Raw genomic sequence first — 15480 nt, 5'->3', positions numbered from 1 at the left:
TATTATTTCAGTATGTGAAACAAAGATTCGCGGGTTGACGCGCTAATCGACCACCCCGGAATTTTATAGAATCGTTAGCAGCCTAATGGTAACGTCCGCTGACCTCGCGGTTTACGTCCGTCCTCTACAGGCGTCCTCTTCAGTTCCAGCTCATCTCGCCAACCTCGCTGCGCTGCCTCATGCCAGACGCAGGTTTGGCCCTGTTGCCAACGGACCTCCACGTGTCGCCTTCCTCTAGCAGAGTCTGGCCTGCGCTCTCGGTGGTCGCCCTCGCGACCCTGCTGGCCGGCTGTATCGGTACCGGTCACAACGCGCCCCAGGCGCAGCGTCTCGACGACCAGGCGCTGGCCACCGACGGTGCCATCCAGGCCGCCGCCAGCCAGGCCGCCTGGCCCGAGCGCCAGTGGTGGCGCGCCTATGGCGATCCCCAGCTGGATGCCTGGATCAGCGGCGCCCTGGCGGACAACCCGCGCCTGGCCACGGCTGCCGCCCGGGTGCGCCGCGCCGAGTCCCTGGCCGGCCTGGCCGAATCCCGCGAAGCCCTGCAGGTCGAGGGCAAGGGCGCCTTCAAGCGCTACAGCTGGCCCACCGACGGCTTCTATGGCCCGGGCGAGCTGGCCGATCGCACCACCTGGAACAACAATGCCGAACTGGGTCTGAGCTATGCCCTGGACTTCTGGGGCCGCGAACGCGACGCCAGCGCCCAGGCCCTGGACCAGGCCCACCAGGCCGCCGCCGAGGTGCGCGCGGCCGAGCTGGAGCTGACCGGCAACATCGTCCGCAGCTATATCGGCTTCGCCCTGCACCACGACCAGCGCGACATCCTCGCCGCCACCCTGGAGCAGCAGCGGCACCTGGCCGACCTCGCCCAGCGCCAGCTGGACGGCGGCCTCGGCACCCAGTTCGAGGTCAGCCAGGCGCGCGCCCTGCTGCCCGAGACCGAACGCCAGCTGGAAGCCCTGGACGAGACCCTGGCGCTGGATCGCAACCAGCTCGCCGCCCTGGCCGGCAAGGGCCCGGGTGCCGGCGCCCGCCTGCAACGCCCGCGCCTGACCCTGGGCGCGGCACCGCGCCTGCCCAGCGCCCTGCCGCTGGAACTGGTCGGCAAGCGCCCCGACGTGGTGGCGCGTCGCTGGCAGATCGCCGCGGCGGCGAAGGGCGTGGACGTCGCCCGCGCCAGCTTCTATCCCAACATCGACCTGGTGGCCAACGTCGGCCAGTTCCTGACCCTGGGTCGCCTCAGCGAGATGCTGACCCACGCCAAGACCGGCTCCTTCATAGGTCCCGCCTTTTCCTTGCCGATCTATGACGGTGGCGCCCTGCGCGGTCGCCTCGGCGCGGAGTCGGCGGCCTACGACGTGGCCGTCAGCGCCTACAACCAGACCCTCGTCGACGCCCTCAAGGACATCTCCGACGCCCTGATCAAGGCCGATTCGGCAGCCCGGCAGGCCACCCTCGCCGACCAGGCCAGCCAGGAGGCCCAGCGCACCTACGACATCGCCCGCGAGGCCTTTCGCCGCGGCCTGACCGACTACCTGCACGTGCTCGACGCCCAGACCCGGCTGTTCGCCCAGCAACGCGTCACCGCCCAGGTGCACGCCCTGCGCCTGGCGGCCCAGGCCGCGGCCCTGGTCGCCCTCGGTGGCGGCGCGGACCTCGAACGCGGCCCGGGCGACCACGACCTGGTGCCGGCGCGCGTCGCCGTCGAGCGAGCCCCCCGATGACTGCCGGCACCGCCACCGGTGCGCCGCTGCGCCAGGCCCTCGGCGCCTGGGCCCGCAGCGATGGCAGCCTCTGGCTGTACCAGGCCAAGGTGCTGCTCGCCGCCAGCCTGACCCTGTGGCTGGCCATGCGCCTGCAACTGCCGCATCCCAGCTCGGCGGTGATCACCGTGTTCATCGTCATGCAGCCGCAGAGTGGCCAGGTGCTGGCCAAGAGCTTCTATCGGGTGATGGGCACCCTGCTGGGACTGGCGGTGATGCTGGTGCTGATCGCCCTGTTCGCCCAGGAACGGGTGCCCTTCCTAATCTTCCTGGCGCTGTGGATCGGCCTCTGCGTGGCCGGCTCGGCGCGCTACCGGGACTTTCGCAGCTACGCCTGCATGCTGGCCGGCTACACCGCCGCGCTGATCGGCATCCCTGCCGCGCTCAATGCCGACACCGCCTTCATGTCGGCGGTGATGCGGGTGCTGGCCATCACCCTGGGCGTGCTCTGCAGCGGCGCGGTGAGCGCGGCGGTCTTTCCGCAGACCAGCGCCACGGCCATGCGCGCGACTCTCTATCGGCGCATGGGCGGCTTCGCCGGACTGGCCGCCGACGTCCTGCGCGGTCGTCTCGACCGTGCCTCCCTGGAGGCTGCCGGAATACGCCTGGCCGCCGAGGCGGTGGGGCTGGAAAGCCTGCGCAGCGCCTCGGCCTTCGAAGACCCGCACATGCGCATGCGCAGCGGGCGCCTGGCCCGGCTGAACGCCGAATTCATGGGCCTGACTACCCGCCTGCATGCCCTCAGCCGCCTGCTGATGCGCCTGCGCGAGCGCGACGCCCAGTTGCCGCTGGCAGCCCTCGAACGCCTCTGGGCGCCGCTGCTGGAGGTGTTCGAGGAATGGCGTGGCCAGGCCCTTACCGAACGCGCGGCCCTGGTGGCGGCGGCGCGTCTGGAGCAGCTGCACCAGGTTCTGCGGCCGCGCATTCGCGCCCTGCGTGCCGAGTTGCCGCCCCTGAGCGAAGCTGACCGGCGGGACTTCGAGACCGCCGTGGAGCTGCTCTTTCGCTTCACTGGCGAATGGCACGGCTATCTGCAGACCCATGCCTCCCTGGCGGCGCCACGCCACAGTCGCGAACAGTGGAAGCCGCGCTTCGTGGCCAAGGCCAATGCCCTGGGCGCGGCGGTCACCGGCCTCCGCAGCGCCTTTCTGGTGCTGGTGCTGGGCGCCTTCTGGATCGCCAGCGCCTATCCCAGCGGCGGCATGCTGGCGCTCAACGCCGCGGCCGTCTCGGCGTTGGCCTCGGCCTCGCCCGATCCCAAGCGCACCGCCCTGCAGATGGCGGTCGGCGCCAGTGGCGGCGTGGTGCTGGGCTTCTTCCTGACCTTCTTCGTCTTTCCCTGGATCAGCGGCCTGCCGCTGCTGCTGCTGACCCTGGCGCCGGTGTTCATGCTGGGCACCTGGATTTCCCTGCGCCCGGGCTGGATGGGCTATGGCCTGGGTTGCCTGGTGTTCTTCTGCTTCACCTCGATTCCCGACAATCCGCCGGTCTACGACGCCTACGTCTTCATCAACAACGGCATCGCCGTGGTCCTGTCGATGGTGATCACCGCGGCGGTCTCGGCGGTGCTGCTGCCACCCAACAGCCCCTGGCTGTGGCGCCGCCTGGAGCGTGACCTGCGCCAGCAGCTGGTGCGGGCGGTGAGCGCGCCGTTGCCGCACCTGGCGCCGACCTTCGAAGGCCAGACCCGCGACCTGCTCAACCAAGCCTATGGCGTCAGCGCCGGACGCGGTGAAGCGCAGCGGCGCCTGATCGGCTGGGCCTTCGTGGTGCTGGAGATCGGTCATGCGGTGATCGAACTGCGCCAGTTGCAGGCCCGCCTGCCCGCGACCCCGCGCTATGCCGAGGGCAGCGCCTGGCGCCAGGCCATCCGCGTGCTCGGGCGCGCCTTGGTGCGCCTCTTCCTCAAGCCCGGCGCGGAACATCTGCGGCGGGCGCTGGTGGCAGTGGACGCGGCCCTGCTTGCCGTGGCGACCGTGACCGAACCGCCGGAACTGCCCTATGACGAGTCGCCCCTGCGCCAGGTGCAGAGCGACCTGCATTTCATCCGCAGTGCCCTGCTCGATCCCCAGGGGCCCCTGGCCCGCTATCACGAGATTCCCCATGCCCCGTGAAATCGCCTTCCACGGCCTCTACCTGCCCACCGTGACGGTGCTGTTCCTGGTCGCCGCCCTGCTCGCCTGGGCGCTGGACCGGGTGCTTGCCGCGGTCGGCCTCTACCACGTCGTCTGGCATCCGGCGCTGCTGCGCCTGGCCCTGTTCATCTGCCTCTACTGCGCCCTGGCGCTGTGCGTCTATCGCTAGGACTCCTGCCATGATCCTCAAGAAACTCTTCGGCGTGCTCTTTACCCTGCTGGTGGTCTGCCTGGCGCTGATCCTCGGGCGGCTGCTCTGGGTGCACTACATGAACGATCCCTGGACCCGCGATGGCCGGGTGCGCGCCGAGGTCATCACCATCGCGCCCGACGTGGCGGGCCTGGTGACCGAGATCGCCGTGCGCGACAACCAGTGGGTCAACAAGGGCGACCTGCTGCTGCAGATCGATCCGGAGCACTACGAGATCGCCGTGCATCAGGCCGAGGCCACGGTCGCCGCGCGCAAGGCCACCCTGGCCATGCGCCAGCAGAACGCCCGCCGCCGTGCCGACATCGACAGCCTGGTGGTTTCCCGCGAGAACCGCGAAGACGCCAGCAGCGCCGCCCTGGCCGCCGAGGCCGATCTGCGCCAGGCCCAGGCCCAGCTGGAATCGGCGCGCCTCAATCTCAAGCGCACCCGGGTACTGGCGCCGGTCGACGGCTACGTCACCAACCTTTCGGTATTCAAGGGCGATTACGCCGCCGCGGGCGCGCCCAAGCTGGCCGTCATCGACGCCCATTCGTTCTGGGTCTATGGCTACTTCGAAGAAACCAAGCTGCCCCACGTGCAGGTGGGAGCGGCAGCCGAGATGCGCCTGATGAGCGGCCAGACGTTGCGCGGACATGTGGAAAGCATCGCCCGCGGCATCTATGACCGGGACAATCCCCAGAGTCGTGAACTCACCGCCGACGTGAATCCCACCTTCAACTGGGTTCGCCTGGCCCAGCGGGTACCGGTGCGCATCGCCCTGGATCCGCTGCCCGAGGGGCTGCTGCTGGCGGCTGGCACCACCTGCACGGTAGTACTGGAAGACGTTCGCGGCGAACGCTCCTGGTGGGACGCCTTCTGGCAGGGCTGAGCCCGCCCCGGGCACCCGCCTTTTCACTGCGCCAAAACGACAACACCCCTGACACCGGCAGGTTTCGCTTGAGACGAAACCGGTCGAATTCAGGGGTGTGGTCGTATCCAGCCCAGTCCGCCGCGAGTGCGAAAGTACTCCCTGTACTCTTGGAACCCTCCCTTACTGCAGAGCGTCCCGACCTTGTGGCCCTTGCGTCTCGGATCAGGAGACGACTTCGAGGTTGTCCATTGAATCGGCTTAAAGCTGCAATTCAATGACAGCGCCTCGGCTGCCGGTCGTCACGACCGACAGCCTGTCTTTCATGAGGCTGGCGTCAGGGACGACGACGGCCCATGAAGAACGACACCACGAACAGCACCAGGAACAGCACGAACAGGATCTTGGCGATACTGGTGGCAGTACCGGCGATGCCACCGAAACCCAGGACGCCTGCGATGATCGCGATGATCAGGAAAGTGATAGCCCAGCTCAGCATGGTGTTTCTCCTATGTATTACAAGTGCACTCAGCGGACGACAGCACCTGTCCAGCGAGCAGTGGTTTTATTAGCGAAATCCTGGGTATCCAGACTCGCCATCCGTGGTTCCACAGCGGTCAGATCGAGATCCAGACCGTTGAGGTTGTGCGTCTGATTGAGCGCACGACCCATTATCAAAGCGCTGAGCAACATCCCGATCACAACCGCCGCTGCAGCGAACAACACAATCACCAGCAGCATCCACATCATGGTCATGACCTCAGAATACCCAGCGGGTCTGCTTTACCAGACGGTCACCGTTGGACTGTGCCGGGATGGCTTTGAGTTCCCCACGACCTTGACTTGCCAGCGGCTTGGCTGCGGGCACCATGGCCTGGGCAGCAATGCGGGTGGAGGCGATGAGGGCCTGTTCGCGGCTGACGTCCTGGCCCTGAGGGGCAGCGACGGCGGCGCTGGCGAAGCAAGCGAAGAGCGCAGTACCTACCAAGTGCTTGCGAAGGGTCTGGCTGATCATCGGGTCTCTCCTGCAGTCCGTTGGCCCTAAGGCCGGCTTGCCAAGGAGATTGCAGACTACGTGCCAGCTTTTCGAAAACCTTTTTTACCTTATAAATCAAAAACTTACAGTTTTCACTGGTAGCCGCCACACATGCACCTTGCAAGGTGCAACGCCTGAAGCATTGCGTTTTGCATGATGGCCAGGGGTTGCTTGGATGGTCCCGGTCCGGTCGGCTGCCAGGCGCAACGGCAAATGACCGGATAAAAGTCTTCCCGGGCACCGGGAAAACCGTCTTTTCCCCGTTTTCGCCCCTCCGGGTTGCGATCTGCACGATGCTCGCAGAGGGACGGTCGATAGCCCGATGGTCCTGTGGATTGCAACTTGCACGATGTATCATGGACTAACTGCCAGCCCTGTCCTTTAGCGCGTTTCGGCCCTTTGGCCTGGAGTTTTGCCGTCATGGAACAAACCAGCGGTCGCATCCTGCTCGTGGACGACGAAGCCGCCATCCTGCGTACCTTCCGCTTCTGTCTGGAAGACGCCGGCTACAGCGTCGCCACGGCCAACAGCGCGGCCCAGGCCGAAGCCCTGCTGCTACGTCAGGTCTACGACCTCTGCTTTCTCGATCTGCGCCTGGGCGCGGACAACGGTCTGGACGTCCTGCAGCAGATGCGCATCCAGGCACCCTGGATGCGGGTGGTGATCGTTACCGCCCACTCGGCCATCGACACCGCGGTGGACGCCATGCAGGCCGGCGCCGCCGACTATCTGGTGAAACCCTGCAGTCCCGACCAGTTGCGCATGGCCGCGGCCAAGCAGCTGGAGTTCCGCCAGCTCTCGGCGCGCCTGGAGGCGCTCGAAGGCGAGGTGCGCAAATCCAGCGCCGGTCTCGATTCGCGCAGTCCGACGATGATGAGCATCCTGGAGACCGCCCGACAGGTCGCCACCACCGATGCCAACGTGCTGATCCTCGGCGAGTCCGGTTCCGGCAAGGGCGAACTGGCTCGCGCCATCCACGCCTGGAGTCGCCGCGCGAAAAAGACCTTCGTCACCATCAACTGCCCCTCGCTGTCCGCCGATCTGATGGAAAGCGAGATGTTCGGCCATACCCGCGGCGCCTTTACCGGGGCCAGCGAGAGCACCCTCGGTCGCGTCAGCCAGGCCGACGGCGGCACCCTCTTCCTCGACGAGATCGGCGACTTCCCCCTGGCCCTGCAGCCCAAGTTGCTGCGCTTCATCCAGGACAAGGAATACGAGCGCGTCGGCGATCCGGTGACCCGCCGCGCCGATGTGCGCATCCTCGCCGCCACCAACCGCAACCTGGAACAGATGGTGGCGGAAAACGAATTCCGCGAAGACCTGCTCTATCGCCTCAACGTCATCGTGCTCAACCTGCCGCCGCTGCGCGAGCGCAAGGAAGACATCGTCGATCTCACCGAGCGTTTCCTCGCCCGCTTCGTAAAGGACTACAACAGACCCGCCCACGGCTTCAGCGAGGCGGCCCTGGACGCCCTGCGCAACTACGGCTGGCCGGGCAACGTCCGCGAGCTGCGCAACGTCATCGAACGCGCGAGCATCATCTGCGGCCAGGACCTGGTGGACGTCAATCACCTGGGCCTGGGTGACAGCCCGGCCACCGGCGGCGCCGCCAGCGCACCGCGGGTCGGCGAGGCGCTGAGCCTGGAGGCCCTGGAGCGCGCCCACATCGCCGCGGTGATGGCCACCAGCGAAACCCTCGACCAGGCTGCCAAGACCCTGGGCATCGACGCCTCCACGCTCTATCGAAAACGCAAGCAGTACGGGCTATGAAGCTGCCGATCAAGTTGCACACCCGCCTCTTTCTCAGCATCTCCGCCCTGATCGCCGTAGCCCTCATCGGGCTGCTGGTCGGCCTGGTCAGCGTGCTGCACCTGGCCCGCGAGCAGAGCGTCCAGACCCGCAGCAACCTGGACTTCATCAACCTGACGCTGAACATGCGCCAGGAGCTGAGCAACAGCCTGTTCCAGATGCTCGACGGGGCACCCGATCCGCAGTCACTGGTGGCGGCCCAGCAGCGTTTCCAGGAGTACCTGCAACGGGTCGAAGGGCAGATGCGCAATCCCGAGCAGCTGGCCATCCTGGAAGACGTCAAGCAGCGCTACCAGCGCTTCGCCGACTACCTGCGCTCACCGCCGGCGGGCTATGGCGAGTTGCGCGCCGATCGCGGCTTCCAGCAAACCCTCAATGCGCTGCGCACGCGCATCTACGACCTGCAGCGCAGCTACGTGGTGACCCTGGAGCGCATGCAGGACGAGGCCCATGACCGCGCGGTGATCATCGCCCTGCTGCTGGCGCTGATCGGCGTGGCCATCCTGGTCACCGGGGTGGTGACCGCCAACGGCATCGCCCGGCGCTTCACCGGCCCCATCGATGGCCTGGCCAAGGCCGCCGAGCGCATCAGCCAGGGCAACTTCGACGTCCAGCTGCCGACCTCGCAGATCGCCGAATTCACCCTGCTCAGCCGCCGCTTCGGCAACATGGCCCAGGCCCTGCACCGCCTCAGCCAGACCAATGTCGAGGCGCTGGTGGCCGGGCAGCGGCGCCTGCAGGCAGTGCTCGACAGCATCGACTACGGCCTGGTGATCCTCGATCCCCAGGGCAACATCGAACACGCCAATCCGGTGGCCTGCCGCCAGCTGGGCTGGAACGAGAATCACCTGGGTGAATCCCTGATCGCGGCGCTGGAACGTCCGGAAATCGAGGCCAGCGTGCAGCGCGTCCTGGCCGGCGGTGCCCTGGATGCGGCGCCCGAAGACCTGGAGATTCGCGTCGACGACGAGGTGCGGCTGCTGGCCTGGAGTCTGACCCCGGTCAACCACGCCGACGGGCGCAGCGTGGGCGCGCTGATGGTGCTGCGCGATGTCACCGAGCAGCGCGCTTTCGACCGGGTGCGCAACGAATTCGTCCTGCGCGCCTCCCACGAATTGCGCACCCCGGTCACCGGCATGCACATGGCCTTCGGTCTGTTGCGCGAACGCCTCAAGGTGGCGCCGGAATCCCGCGAGGCCTTTCTGCTGCAGACGGTGGACGAGGAAACCCATCGCCTGGTGCAGCTGATCAACGACCTGCTGGACTATTCCCGTCACCAGAGCGGTCTGCAGCGTCCGGAAAAATTGCCGAGCGAGATCGGCGATCTGCTGGAGGCGGCCCGTGCCCGCCACGCCGACGAGGCCCGCGAGCGCGATGTCGAGCTGGCCGTCGAGTTGCTGCACACGCCGCTGCCACGCGTCAGCCTGGATCCCAAGCAACTGGGCCGGGTGTTCGACAACCTGCTGAGCAATGCCCTGCGCCATACCCCGGCGGGCGGCCGTATCGTCATCCAGGCCATGCGCCAGAACGAGCAGCTGCTGATGGCGGTGCAGGACAATGGCGAGGGCATCGCCTACGCCCAGCAGGGCCGGGTGTTCGAGCCCTTCGTGCAGATCGGCAGCCAGAAGGGCGGCGCCGGCCTGGGCCTGGCCCTGTGCAAGGAAATCATCCGCCAGCATGGGGGGCGCATCGGCGTGGTCTCCCGCCCCGGTCAGGGCACCCAGATCTTCATGACCCTGCCGACCTGAGCCAGGTCGGCCTCCGCCCACGAGTAGGGTCGCGCCAGTCGGCCCGATCCTGCCAGGACGGATGAAAACGAACGCCCGCTCGGACAGCCCATCACGACGTCACAGTGGAAAAGGCTGCGCCGTTTTCCACGCTACCGGGCTGGCCCCTCTCCTTTCGGGAGAGCCGCCGCAGGTTGGGTTGAGCGCAGCGCAGCCCAACGGTGCCCAGATCGAATCCGCGTTGCTGGGCTGCGGCGATGGAGCCGTTTCAACCCAACCTAGGGGCGCTACAGCAGCGTCCGCTCCAGCGCCTGGCGCCAGCCGGCATAGAGTTCGGGCACGGCATTGGCGCGGGGTTCGTAACGGCGGCGGGGCCGTTCGAGATCGGCCAGGGCCGCGGCGTCCTGCCACCAGCCCAGGGCATGGCCGGCCAAGTGGGCGGCGCCCAGCGCCGAGACCTCCGGCGACAGGCTGCAGATCACCGGGCGCTGCAGGAGATCGGCCTGGAATTGCAGCAGCCATTCGTTGCGCGTGGCGCCGCCATCCACCCAGAGTTCGTCCAGGGGCGTCGGACTGTCCTGCTGCATGGCGTCGAAGACGTCGCGAATCTGGTAGGCGATGGCTTCCAGGGCCGCGCGCATCAGGTGCGCCCGCCCGCAATTCTCCGCCAGGCCGCAGAACAGTCCGCGCGCCTCGGCCCGCCAGTGCGGCGCACCGAGGCCACCCAACGCCGGGACGAAGTAGACGCCGCCGTTGTCCGGCAGCGCCGCGGCTTCGGCGGCCAGGGCCTCCAGCTCTCCGGCGCCGCCCAGCAGCCGCGCCGTCCAGCCCACGGCGGCGCCGGTGTGGACGATGTTGCCTTCCAGGGCAAAGGTCGGGGTCTCGCCCAGGCGCCAGGCCAGGGTGGTGGCCAGGCCATGGGCGGAGACCACAGGTTCGGCGATGGGGGTCATCAGCGAGGAGCCGGTACCCAGGGTGGCCTTGACCTTGCCCGGGACGAAACCGCCCTGGCCGAACAGCGCCGCATGGGAATCGCCGATCATCGCCAGGATCGGCAGACCGGCCGGCAGCGGGCCCTGGGCACGGGTCTCGCCAAAGCAGCCGGCACTGGAGCGGATCTCCGGCAGCGCCGCCCGGGGAATGCCGAACAGACCCAGCAGCTGCGGATCCCAGTCACCACCGCGCAGGTCGAGCAACTGGGTACGGGCCGCATTGGCCGCGTCGATGAGAAAGCTCGTGCCACCGCTGAGTTGCCAAAGCAGCCAGCTGTCCACGGTGCCCAGGCAGATCTCGCCGGCGGCGGCGCGGGCCGTGCCGTCGGGAATCTGATCGAGCAGCCAGCGCCACTTGCCGGCGGAAAACATCGGGTCCAGCGCCAGGCCACTGCGCTGCAGGATCAACTCGCCGTGACCGGCGGCGTGCAAGGCTTCGCACTGCGGCTGGGATCTCTTGCACTGCCAGCTCACCAGCGGGCCGAGCAACTGGCCGCTGCTGCGCTCCCAGGCCAGGGCGGATTCACGCTGGTTGCTGATGGCGATGGCCGCCAGGGGGGCGTCCGTCTGGGCCAGGCAATCGCCGATGGCGCCCTGCAGGGCCTGCCAGATGGCCAGGGGATCCTGCTCGGCATAGCCCGCCTGCGGATGCTGGACGGTGAGCGGCCGAGAACCGCGGGCCACGACCCGACCGGCGCGATCCACCAGGATCGCCTTGGCATTGGTGGTGCCCTCGTCGAGGGCGAGGATCAGCGGTTCGGCGGCCATGGCAGCTCCTGTTGTTCTTGTCGTGGCAGACGCCTGAGCCTCAGCGCAGGCGCTGCACCGCAGCAACGATGCCGGCGGCATCGATACCGTGCTTGGCGCGGGTCGGCCCGCGGCCACCGGCGGCAGCATACTCGCCATCGGCGATGCCCAGGCGGATCAGCGGCACGCCCAGCGCGGCTTCGGCCATGACCTCGGCGACCAGGCTGCCCACCCCGCCGTTGACGTTGTGCTCTTCCACCGTGACCACCCCGCCGCGAGCGGCGCAAAGGGCTTCCAGCAGCGCCTCGCGCTGCAGCGGACGGATTGACGACAGATTGATCACCTGGGCGCTGATGCCCTGCTCGGCCAGCGACCGCGCGGCCTCCACCGCCTCGTGGACCACCGAGCCCAGGGCCACCAGGCTGACGTCGTGACCCTGGCGCAGCACATCGACCTGACCGGGGACGAAACGGTAGTCGGACCCATGCAGATCGGGCAGCGCCTTGCCGTCCAGGCGGATATAGACCGGACCGTCATGGGCCAGGGCGTGCTCGACGATCTGCCGGCACTCGCGGCCATCGGCCGGCGCATAGATCTCCACGTTACCGAAGCCGCGCATCACGGCGATGTCGTCGAGGCTGTGGTGGGTACTGGCCAGGGGACCATAGCTGGCCCCGGCGTTGAGCCCGAACATCTTGACGTTGGACCTGTTGTAGCAGACGTCCACCTTGACCTGTTCGTTGGCGCGGGAGATCAGAAAGGGCGCGGCGTTGCAGGTCACCGCCACCTTGCCGGCGAGGCCCAGGCCGGCGGCCACCCCGACCAGGGTCTGTTCGGCGATGCCGACGTTGACCAGGCGCTCCGGGAAGCGTTTGACGAAGGGGCCGATCTTGGCCGTGGAGGTGGAGTCGCTGACCACCGGCACCAGGTCGACGCCGGCGTCCACCGCGGCGATGAAGGCCTCGACCATGACGCTGGCGAGATGGGCTTCACCCGGGGTCTGGGTATCAGTGGCCATGGTCGAGTTCCTCCAGTGCAGCGGCGATCTCGTCGCCCTTGGGCACCCGGTGGTGCCATTCAGGTTTGCCTTCGATGAAGGAAACCCCCTTGCCTTTGACGGTATTGGCGATCAGCACCTGGGGCTGGCCGCGGTGTTCGCGCAGGGCTTCCAGGGTCTCCACCAGCTGGGCCACGTCGTTGCCATCGCACTCGACCACATGGAAGCCGAAGGCGCGCCACTTCTCGGCCAGGGGCTCCAGCGGCAGGATCTCGGCGGTGGGACCGGCCAGTTGCAGGCGGTTGTGGTCGACGATCACCGTGAGGTTGTCCAGCCGGTACTTGGCGGCGGTCAGCGCCGACTCCCAGTTGGAGCCCTCGCCCAGTTCGCCGTCACCGGTCAGCACATAGACGCGGCGCGGACTGCCATCGCGTTGGGCGGCCAGGGCGATCCCGGTGGCGACCGGCAGGCCGTGGCCGAGGGCGCCGGTGTTGAGCTCGATGCCAGGGGTCTTCTGCCGCACCGGATGACCCGGCAGGTGGGAGTCGAAATGCTGGTAGGTGTCGAGCCATTCCGGCGGGAAGTATCCGGCCTCGGCCAGGCAGCAGTAGAGGCCGCCGACGCCATGACCCTTGCTCTGGATGTAGATGTCGCGCTGGGGATCGGCGAGGCGTTCCGGGGCGACGTCGAGCAGGCGGAAATAGAGGGTGGCGAGGATGTCGGTCTCCGACAGATCCGCCCCGGTATGGCCGCCGGCAGGCGAGCCGGCATTGAGCTGGATGACGCGCCGGCGGATCAGCCGGGCCTTTTCGCGAATCTGCGCGACGTCGTACTGGAACGGATTCATCAGGCGACCCCCTCGGGTATCCGAAGCTGCGATGGAGCAGACGCCTGCCGAGGTTTCAGTGGGCGTCTTATGAATATTTATTCGTCACTGAAAATATATTTATCATTTAGACCCCAATCCGTGGGGCCGTCAATAGCCAGGAAAGGCCATTGGCGATCTGGCGAGCGGATAGAATGCGGGGCGGGATGCGGGATTGCCGAAGCCATCGTGTTCGGCACGCAGCGATGAAAAGGCGCTTGACTTCCATCCGGAACAGGCGGAGTCTGAATTAAAAATCAGGCACGCATAAATATTCAGGCGAGCCGGACACAAGAACAATAACCCCTAGGAGAAGTGCGTGGACGCCAAAGCCCCGACCGCCTCGCCACCCGCCAAGCCCCTCGCTCGCCTGGCACTGCGCCTGCCACGCAACGTCGGCGGCCCGCTGATCGGCCTGGCGCTGCTGATCGCCGTGTTCTCCTTTGCCTCGGAGTACTTCTTCTCCGTGCGCAACGCCCTCAACATCCTCGACCAGGTGACCGTGCTCGGCATCCTGGCCATCAGCATGACCCTGGTCATCGTCATCGGCGGCATCGATCTGTCGGTGGGCTCGGTGCTGGCCTTCTCCATGATGCTGCTGGGCTGGCTCTACCAGGACATCGGCTGGTCGCTGGGCCTGGCGATTCCTGCCGCCATCCTCGGTGGCCTGGTCTGCGGCCTGGTCTCGGGGCTGCTCATCGCCCGGGCCCGGCTGCCCGCCTTCATCGCCACCCTGACCATGATGTCGGTGGCCCGCGGCCTGGCCAACATCCTCACCGACGGGCGCCAGATCGTCGGCTTTCCGGACTGGTTCACCAACCTGGCCACGGTGCGGCACTTCGGCTTCCTCTCGGTCACCGTCGGGCTGTTCCTGCTGATGCTGCTGGTGGCCTGGGTGTTCCTGCGCTTTCGCGCGGGTGGCCGCAACCTCTATGCCATGGGCGGCAGCGCCGAGGTGGCACGGTTGTCGGGCATCAAGGTGCGCACCATCACCATCTGGATCTATGCCCTGAGTGGCGCCCTGGCGGGCCTGGCCGCGGTGGCCATGGCGGCGCGCCTGGACTCGTCCCAGCCCAGCGCCGGCCTGTCCATGGAGCTGGATGCCATCGCCGCGGTGGTGATCGGCGGCGCCAGCCTCAGCGGCGGCGTCGGCAGCGTCGGTGGCACCCTGGTCGGGGTGCTGATCATCGGCGTGCTGCGCAACGGCCTGAATCTGCTGGGGGTCTCGCCCTTCGTGCAGCAGGTGGTCATCGGCATCGTCATCGCCCTGGCCGTCACCCTGGACACCCTGCGCCGCCGTAACGGGCAGCGCTAGGTCAGATCTGCTTCGTCTCGTCACCGCAGTACAACAATAACAACGGAGTGCCATCCATGCTGACCCCCAAGAAGCTGTTGCTCAGTACCCTGTTCGCCGCCATCACCTGCACCGGCGCCCTCAATGCCCAGGCCAAGGAACTCACCGTGGGCCTGGCCGTGGCCAACCTGCAGGCCGACTTCTTCAATCAGATCAAGCAGGCCGTCGAGGCCGAAGGCAAGGCCAAGGGCATCAAGGTGATCACCGTGGACGCCCAGGGCAACTCGGCGACCCAGGTCAACCAGATCCAGGACCTGATCACCCGCCAGGTCGACGCCCTGATCTACATCCCGGCCGGCGCCACCGCCGCCGGTGTCCCGGTCAAGGCGGCCAAGGCCGCCGGCATCCCGGTGGTGGCGGTGGACCGCAACGCCCCCGACGCCCCGGGTGACACCTTCATCGCCAGCGACAGCGTCGCCGCCGCCCGCACCCTCGCCGAATACGTCGGCAAGGTCACCAACGGCAAGGGCCGCGTCGCCATCCTCCAGGGCCAGATCGGCACCACGCCGGAAAACGATCGCGCCAAGGGCTTTGCCGAAGGCCTGGCCAAGTTTCCCGAGCTGAAGGTGGTCGCCCAGCAGCCCGCCGAGTGGGCCCAGGACAAGGGCTTCGCCGTGGCCCAGGACATGCTCCAGCGCGATCCCAACATCAGCGTCTTCTTCGGCCGGGCCGACGCCATGGCCCTGGGTGCCGCCCAGGCGGTCAAGGTCGCCAACCTCGACCATCCGGTGACCATCGTCGGCTTCGACGGCGACGTGGCCGGCCTCAAGGCCGTGGCCGCCGGCACCCTGTCCGCCACCATGACCCAGCAGACCCGCAAGATGGGGCGCTTGGCCCTGGAATCGGCGGTGGCGCTCAAGGAAGGCAAGCAGGTACCCAAGGAGCAGCTGCAGGAAGCGATCCTGACCACCAAGGATAATGTCGCCCCCTTCATCGAGAACCATCCGTAACCACGATCTGCTGCGCGTCGGCCAACCTGCGTTGAATACAGTCTGGA

Annotated in this window: 14 protein-coding genes; 8 read left to right on the top strand and 6 right to left on the bottom strand. The window is 67.4% G+C overall.

Features of this window, described 5'->3' with window-relative positions; genetic code table 11:
- Positions 1-221: 221 nt before the first annotated feature.
- The 4 genes from QMX82_RS00255 to QMX82_RS00240 are packed head-to-tail and all read left to right on the top strand — an operon-like array spanning position 222 to position 4977.
- A complete protein-coding gene (locus QMX82_RS00255; RefSeq protein ID WP_263258540.1) occupies positions 222-1724 on the top strand; it encodes an efflux transporter outer membrane subunit in 1503 nt (500 codons plus the stop codon).
- On the top strand, positions 1721-3877 hold the full coding sequence (locus tag QMX82_RS00250) for an FUSC family protein (protein ID WP_282280811.1): 2157 nt from the start codon (positions 1721-1723) through the stop codon (positions 3875-3877). Before QMX82_RS00255 ends, QMX82_RS00250 begins: the two co-directional genes overlap by 4 nt.
- A complete protein-coding gene (locus QMX82_RS00245) occupies positions 3867-4067 on the top strand; it encodes a DUF1656 domain-containing protein (RefSeq protein WP_007160208.1) in 201 nt (66 codons plus the stop codon). Before QMX82_RS00250 ends, QMX82_RS00245 begins: the two co-directional genes overlap by 11 nt.
- Before the next feature lie 10 nt (positions 4068-4077).
- Positions 4078-4977 (top strand): efflux RND transporter periplasmic adaptor subunit, encoded by a 900-nt coding sequence (locus QMX82_RS00240; RefSeq protein ID WP_280310239.1) that lies wholly within the window; start codon positions 4078-4080, stop codon positions 4975-4977.
- A 316-nt stretch (positions 4978-5293) separates the two neighbouring features.
- Here QMX82_RS00240 and QMX82_RS00235 read toward each other — a convergent pair whose 3' ends face one another.
- Genes QMX82_RS00235 through QMX82_RS00225 form a run of 3 tightly spaced genes read right to left on the bottom strand, consistent with a single transcriptional unit; the run spans position 5294 to position 5971 of the window.
- The gene (locus QMX82_RS00235; protein ID WP_007160206.1) at positions 5294-5455 is read right to left on the bottom strand and encodes a DUF1328 domain-containing protein; all 162 of its coding nucleotides are present in this window, start codon (positions 5453-5455) and stop codon (positions 5294-5296) included.
- 29 nt (positions 5456-5484) lie between these two features.
- Positions 5485-5706: a hypothetical protein gene (locus QMX82_RS00230; protein ID WP_178083882.1), complete on the bottom strand. Its 222-nt coding sequence runs from the start codon at positions 5704-5706 to the stop codon at positions 5485-5487.
- 10 nt (positions 5707-5716) lie between these two features.
- On the bottom strand, positions 5717-5971 hold the full coding sequence (locus tag QMX82_RS00225) for a hypothetical protein (RefSeq protein WP_007160204.1): 255 nt from the start codon (positions 5969-5971) through the stop codon (positions 5717-5719).
- Positions 5972-6412: 441 nt separating this feature from the next.
- Between QMX82_RS00225 and algB the strand changes: the two genes are divergently transcribed.
- Both algB and QMX82_RS00215 read left to right on the top strand, forming a co-directional pair.
- Positions 6413-7762 (top strand): sigma-54-dependent response regulator transcription factor AlgB, encoded by a 1350-nt coding sequence (algB, locus tag QMX82_RS00220; RefSeq protein WP_282280810.1) that lies wholly within the window; start codon positions 6413-6415, stop codon positions 7760-7762.
- Positions 7759-9549 (top strand): ATP-binding protein, encoded by a 1791-nt coding sequence (locus QMX82_RS00215; protein ID WP_133860283.1) that lies wholly within the window; start codon positions 7759-7761, stop codon positions 9547-9549. The genes algB and QMX82_RS00215 overlap by 4 nt, the downstream gene beginning before the upstream one ends.
- Before the next feature lie 266 nt (positions 9550-9815).
- On the opposite strand, the gene QMX82_RS00210 is transcribed toward QMX82_RS00215, so the two are convergent.
- From QMX82_RS00210 to QMX82_RS00200, 3 genes are read right to left on the bottom strand one after another with little or no spacing between them, the layout of a single operon-like run.
- Positions 9816-11288 (bottom strand): FGGY family carbohydrate kinase, encoded by a 1473-nt coding sequence (locus tag QMX82_RS00210; protein ID WP_282280809.1) that lies wholly within the window; start codon positions 11286-11288, stop codon positions 9816-9818.
- Between the two features lie 40 nt (positions 11289-11328).
- Complete coding sequence (locus QMX82_RS00205) at positions 11329-12285, bottom strand: transketolase family protein (protein WP_187980700.1); 957 nt, start codon at positions 12283-12285, stop codon at positions 11329-11331.
- A complete protein-coding gene (locus tag QMX82_RS00200) occupies positions 12275-13111 on the bottom strand; it encodes a transketolase (protein WP_133860280.1) in 837 nt (278 codons plus the stop codon). Before QMX82_RS00200 ends, QMX82_RS00205 begins: the two co-directional genes overlap by 11 nt.
- A gap of 337 nt (positions 13112-13448) precedes the next feature.
- On the opposite strand from QMX82_RS00200, the gene QMX82_RS00195 reads away from it, so the two are divergent.
- The gene (locus tag QMX82_RS00195; protein WP_442969361.1) at positions 13449-14444 is read left to right on the top strand and encodes an ABC transporter permease; all 996 of its coding nucleotides are present in this window, start codon (positions 13449-13451) and stop codon (positions 14442-14444) included.
- 56 nt (positions 14445-14500) lie between these two features.
- The gene (locus QMX82_RS00190; RefSeq protein WP_282280808.1) at positions 14501-15433 is read left to right on the top strand and encodes a sugar ABC transporter substrate-binding protein; all 933 of its coding nucleotides are present in this window, start codon (positions 14501-14503) and stop codon (positions 15431-15433) included.
- The last annotated feature ends 47 nt before the right edge of the window (positions 15434-15480 follow it).

The sequence above is a fragment of the Pseudomonas sp. PS02302 genome, from assembly GCF_029959585.1.
Lineage (GTDB): Bacteria > Pseudomonadota > Gammaproteobacteria > Pseudomonadales > Pseudomonadaceae > Chryseomonas > Chryseomonas aestiva.
Note: the sequence above shows the minus strand (reverse complement) of the source record. Positions and strands in the feature narration are given on the sequence as shown.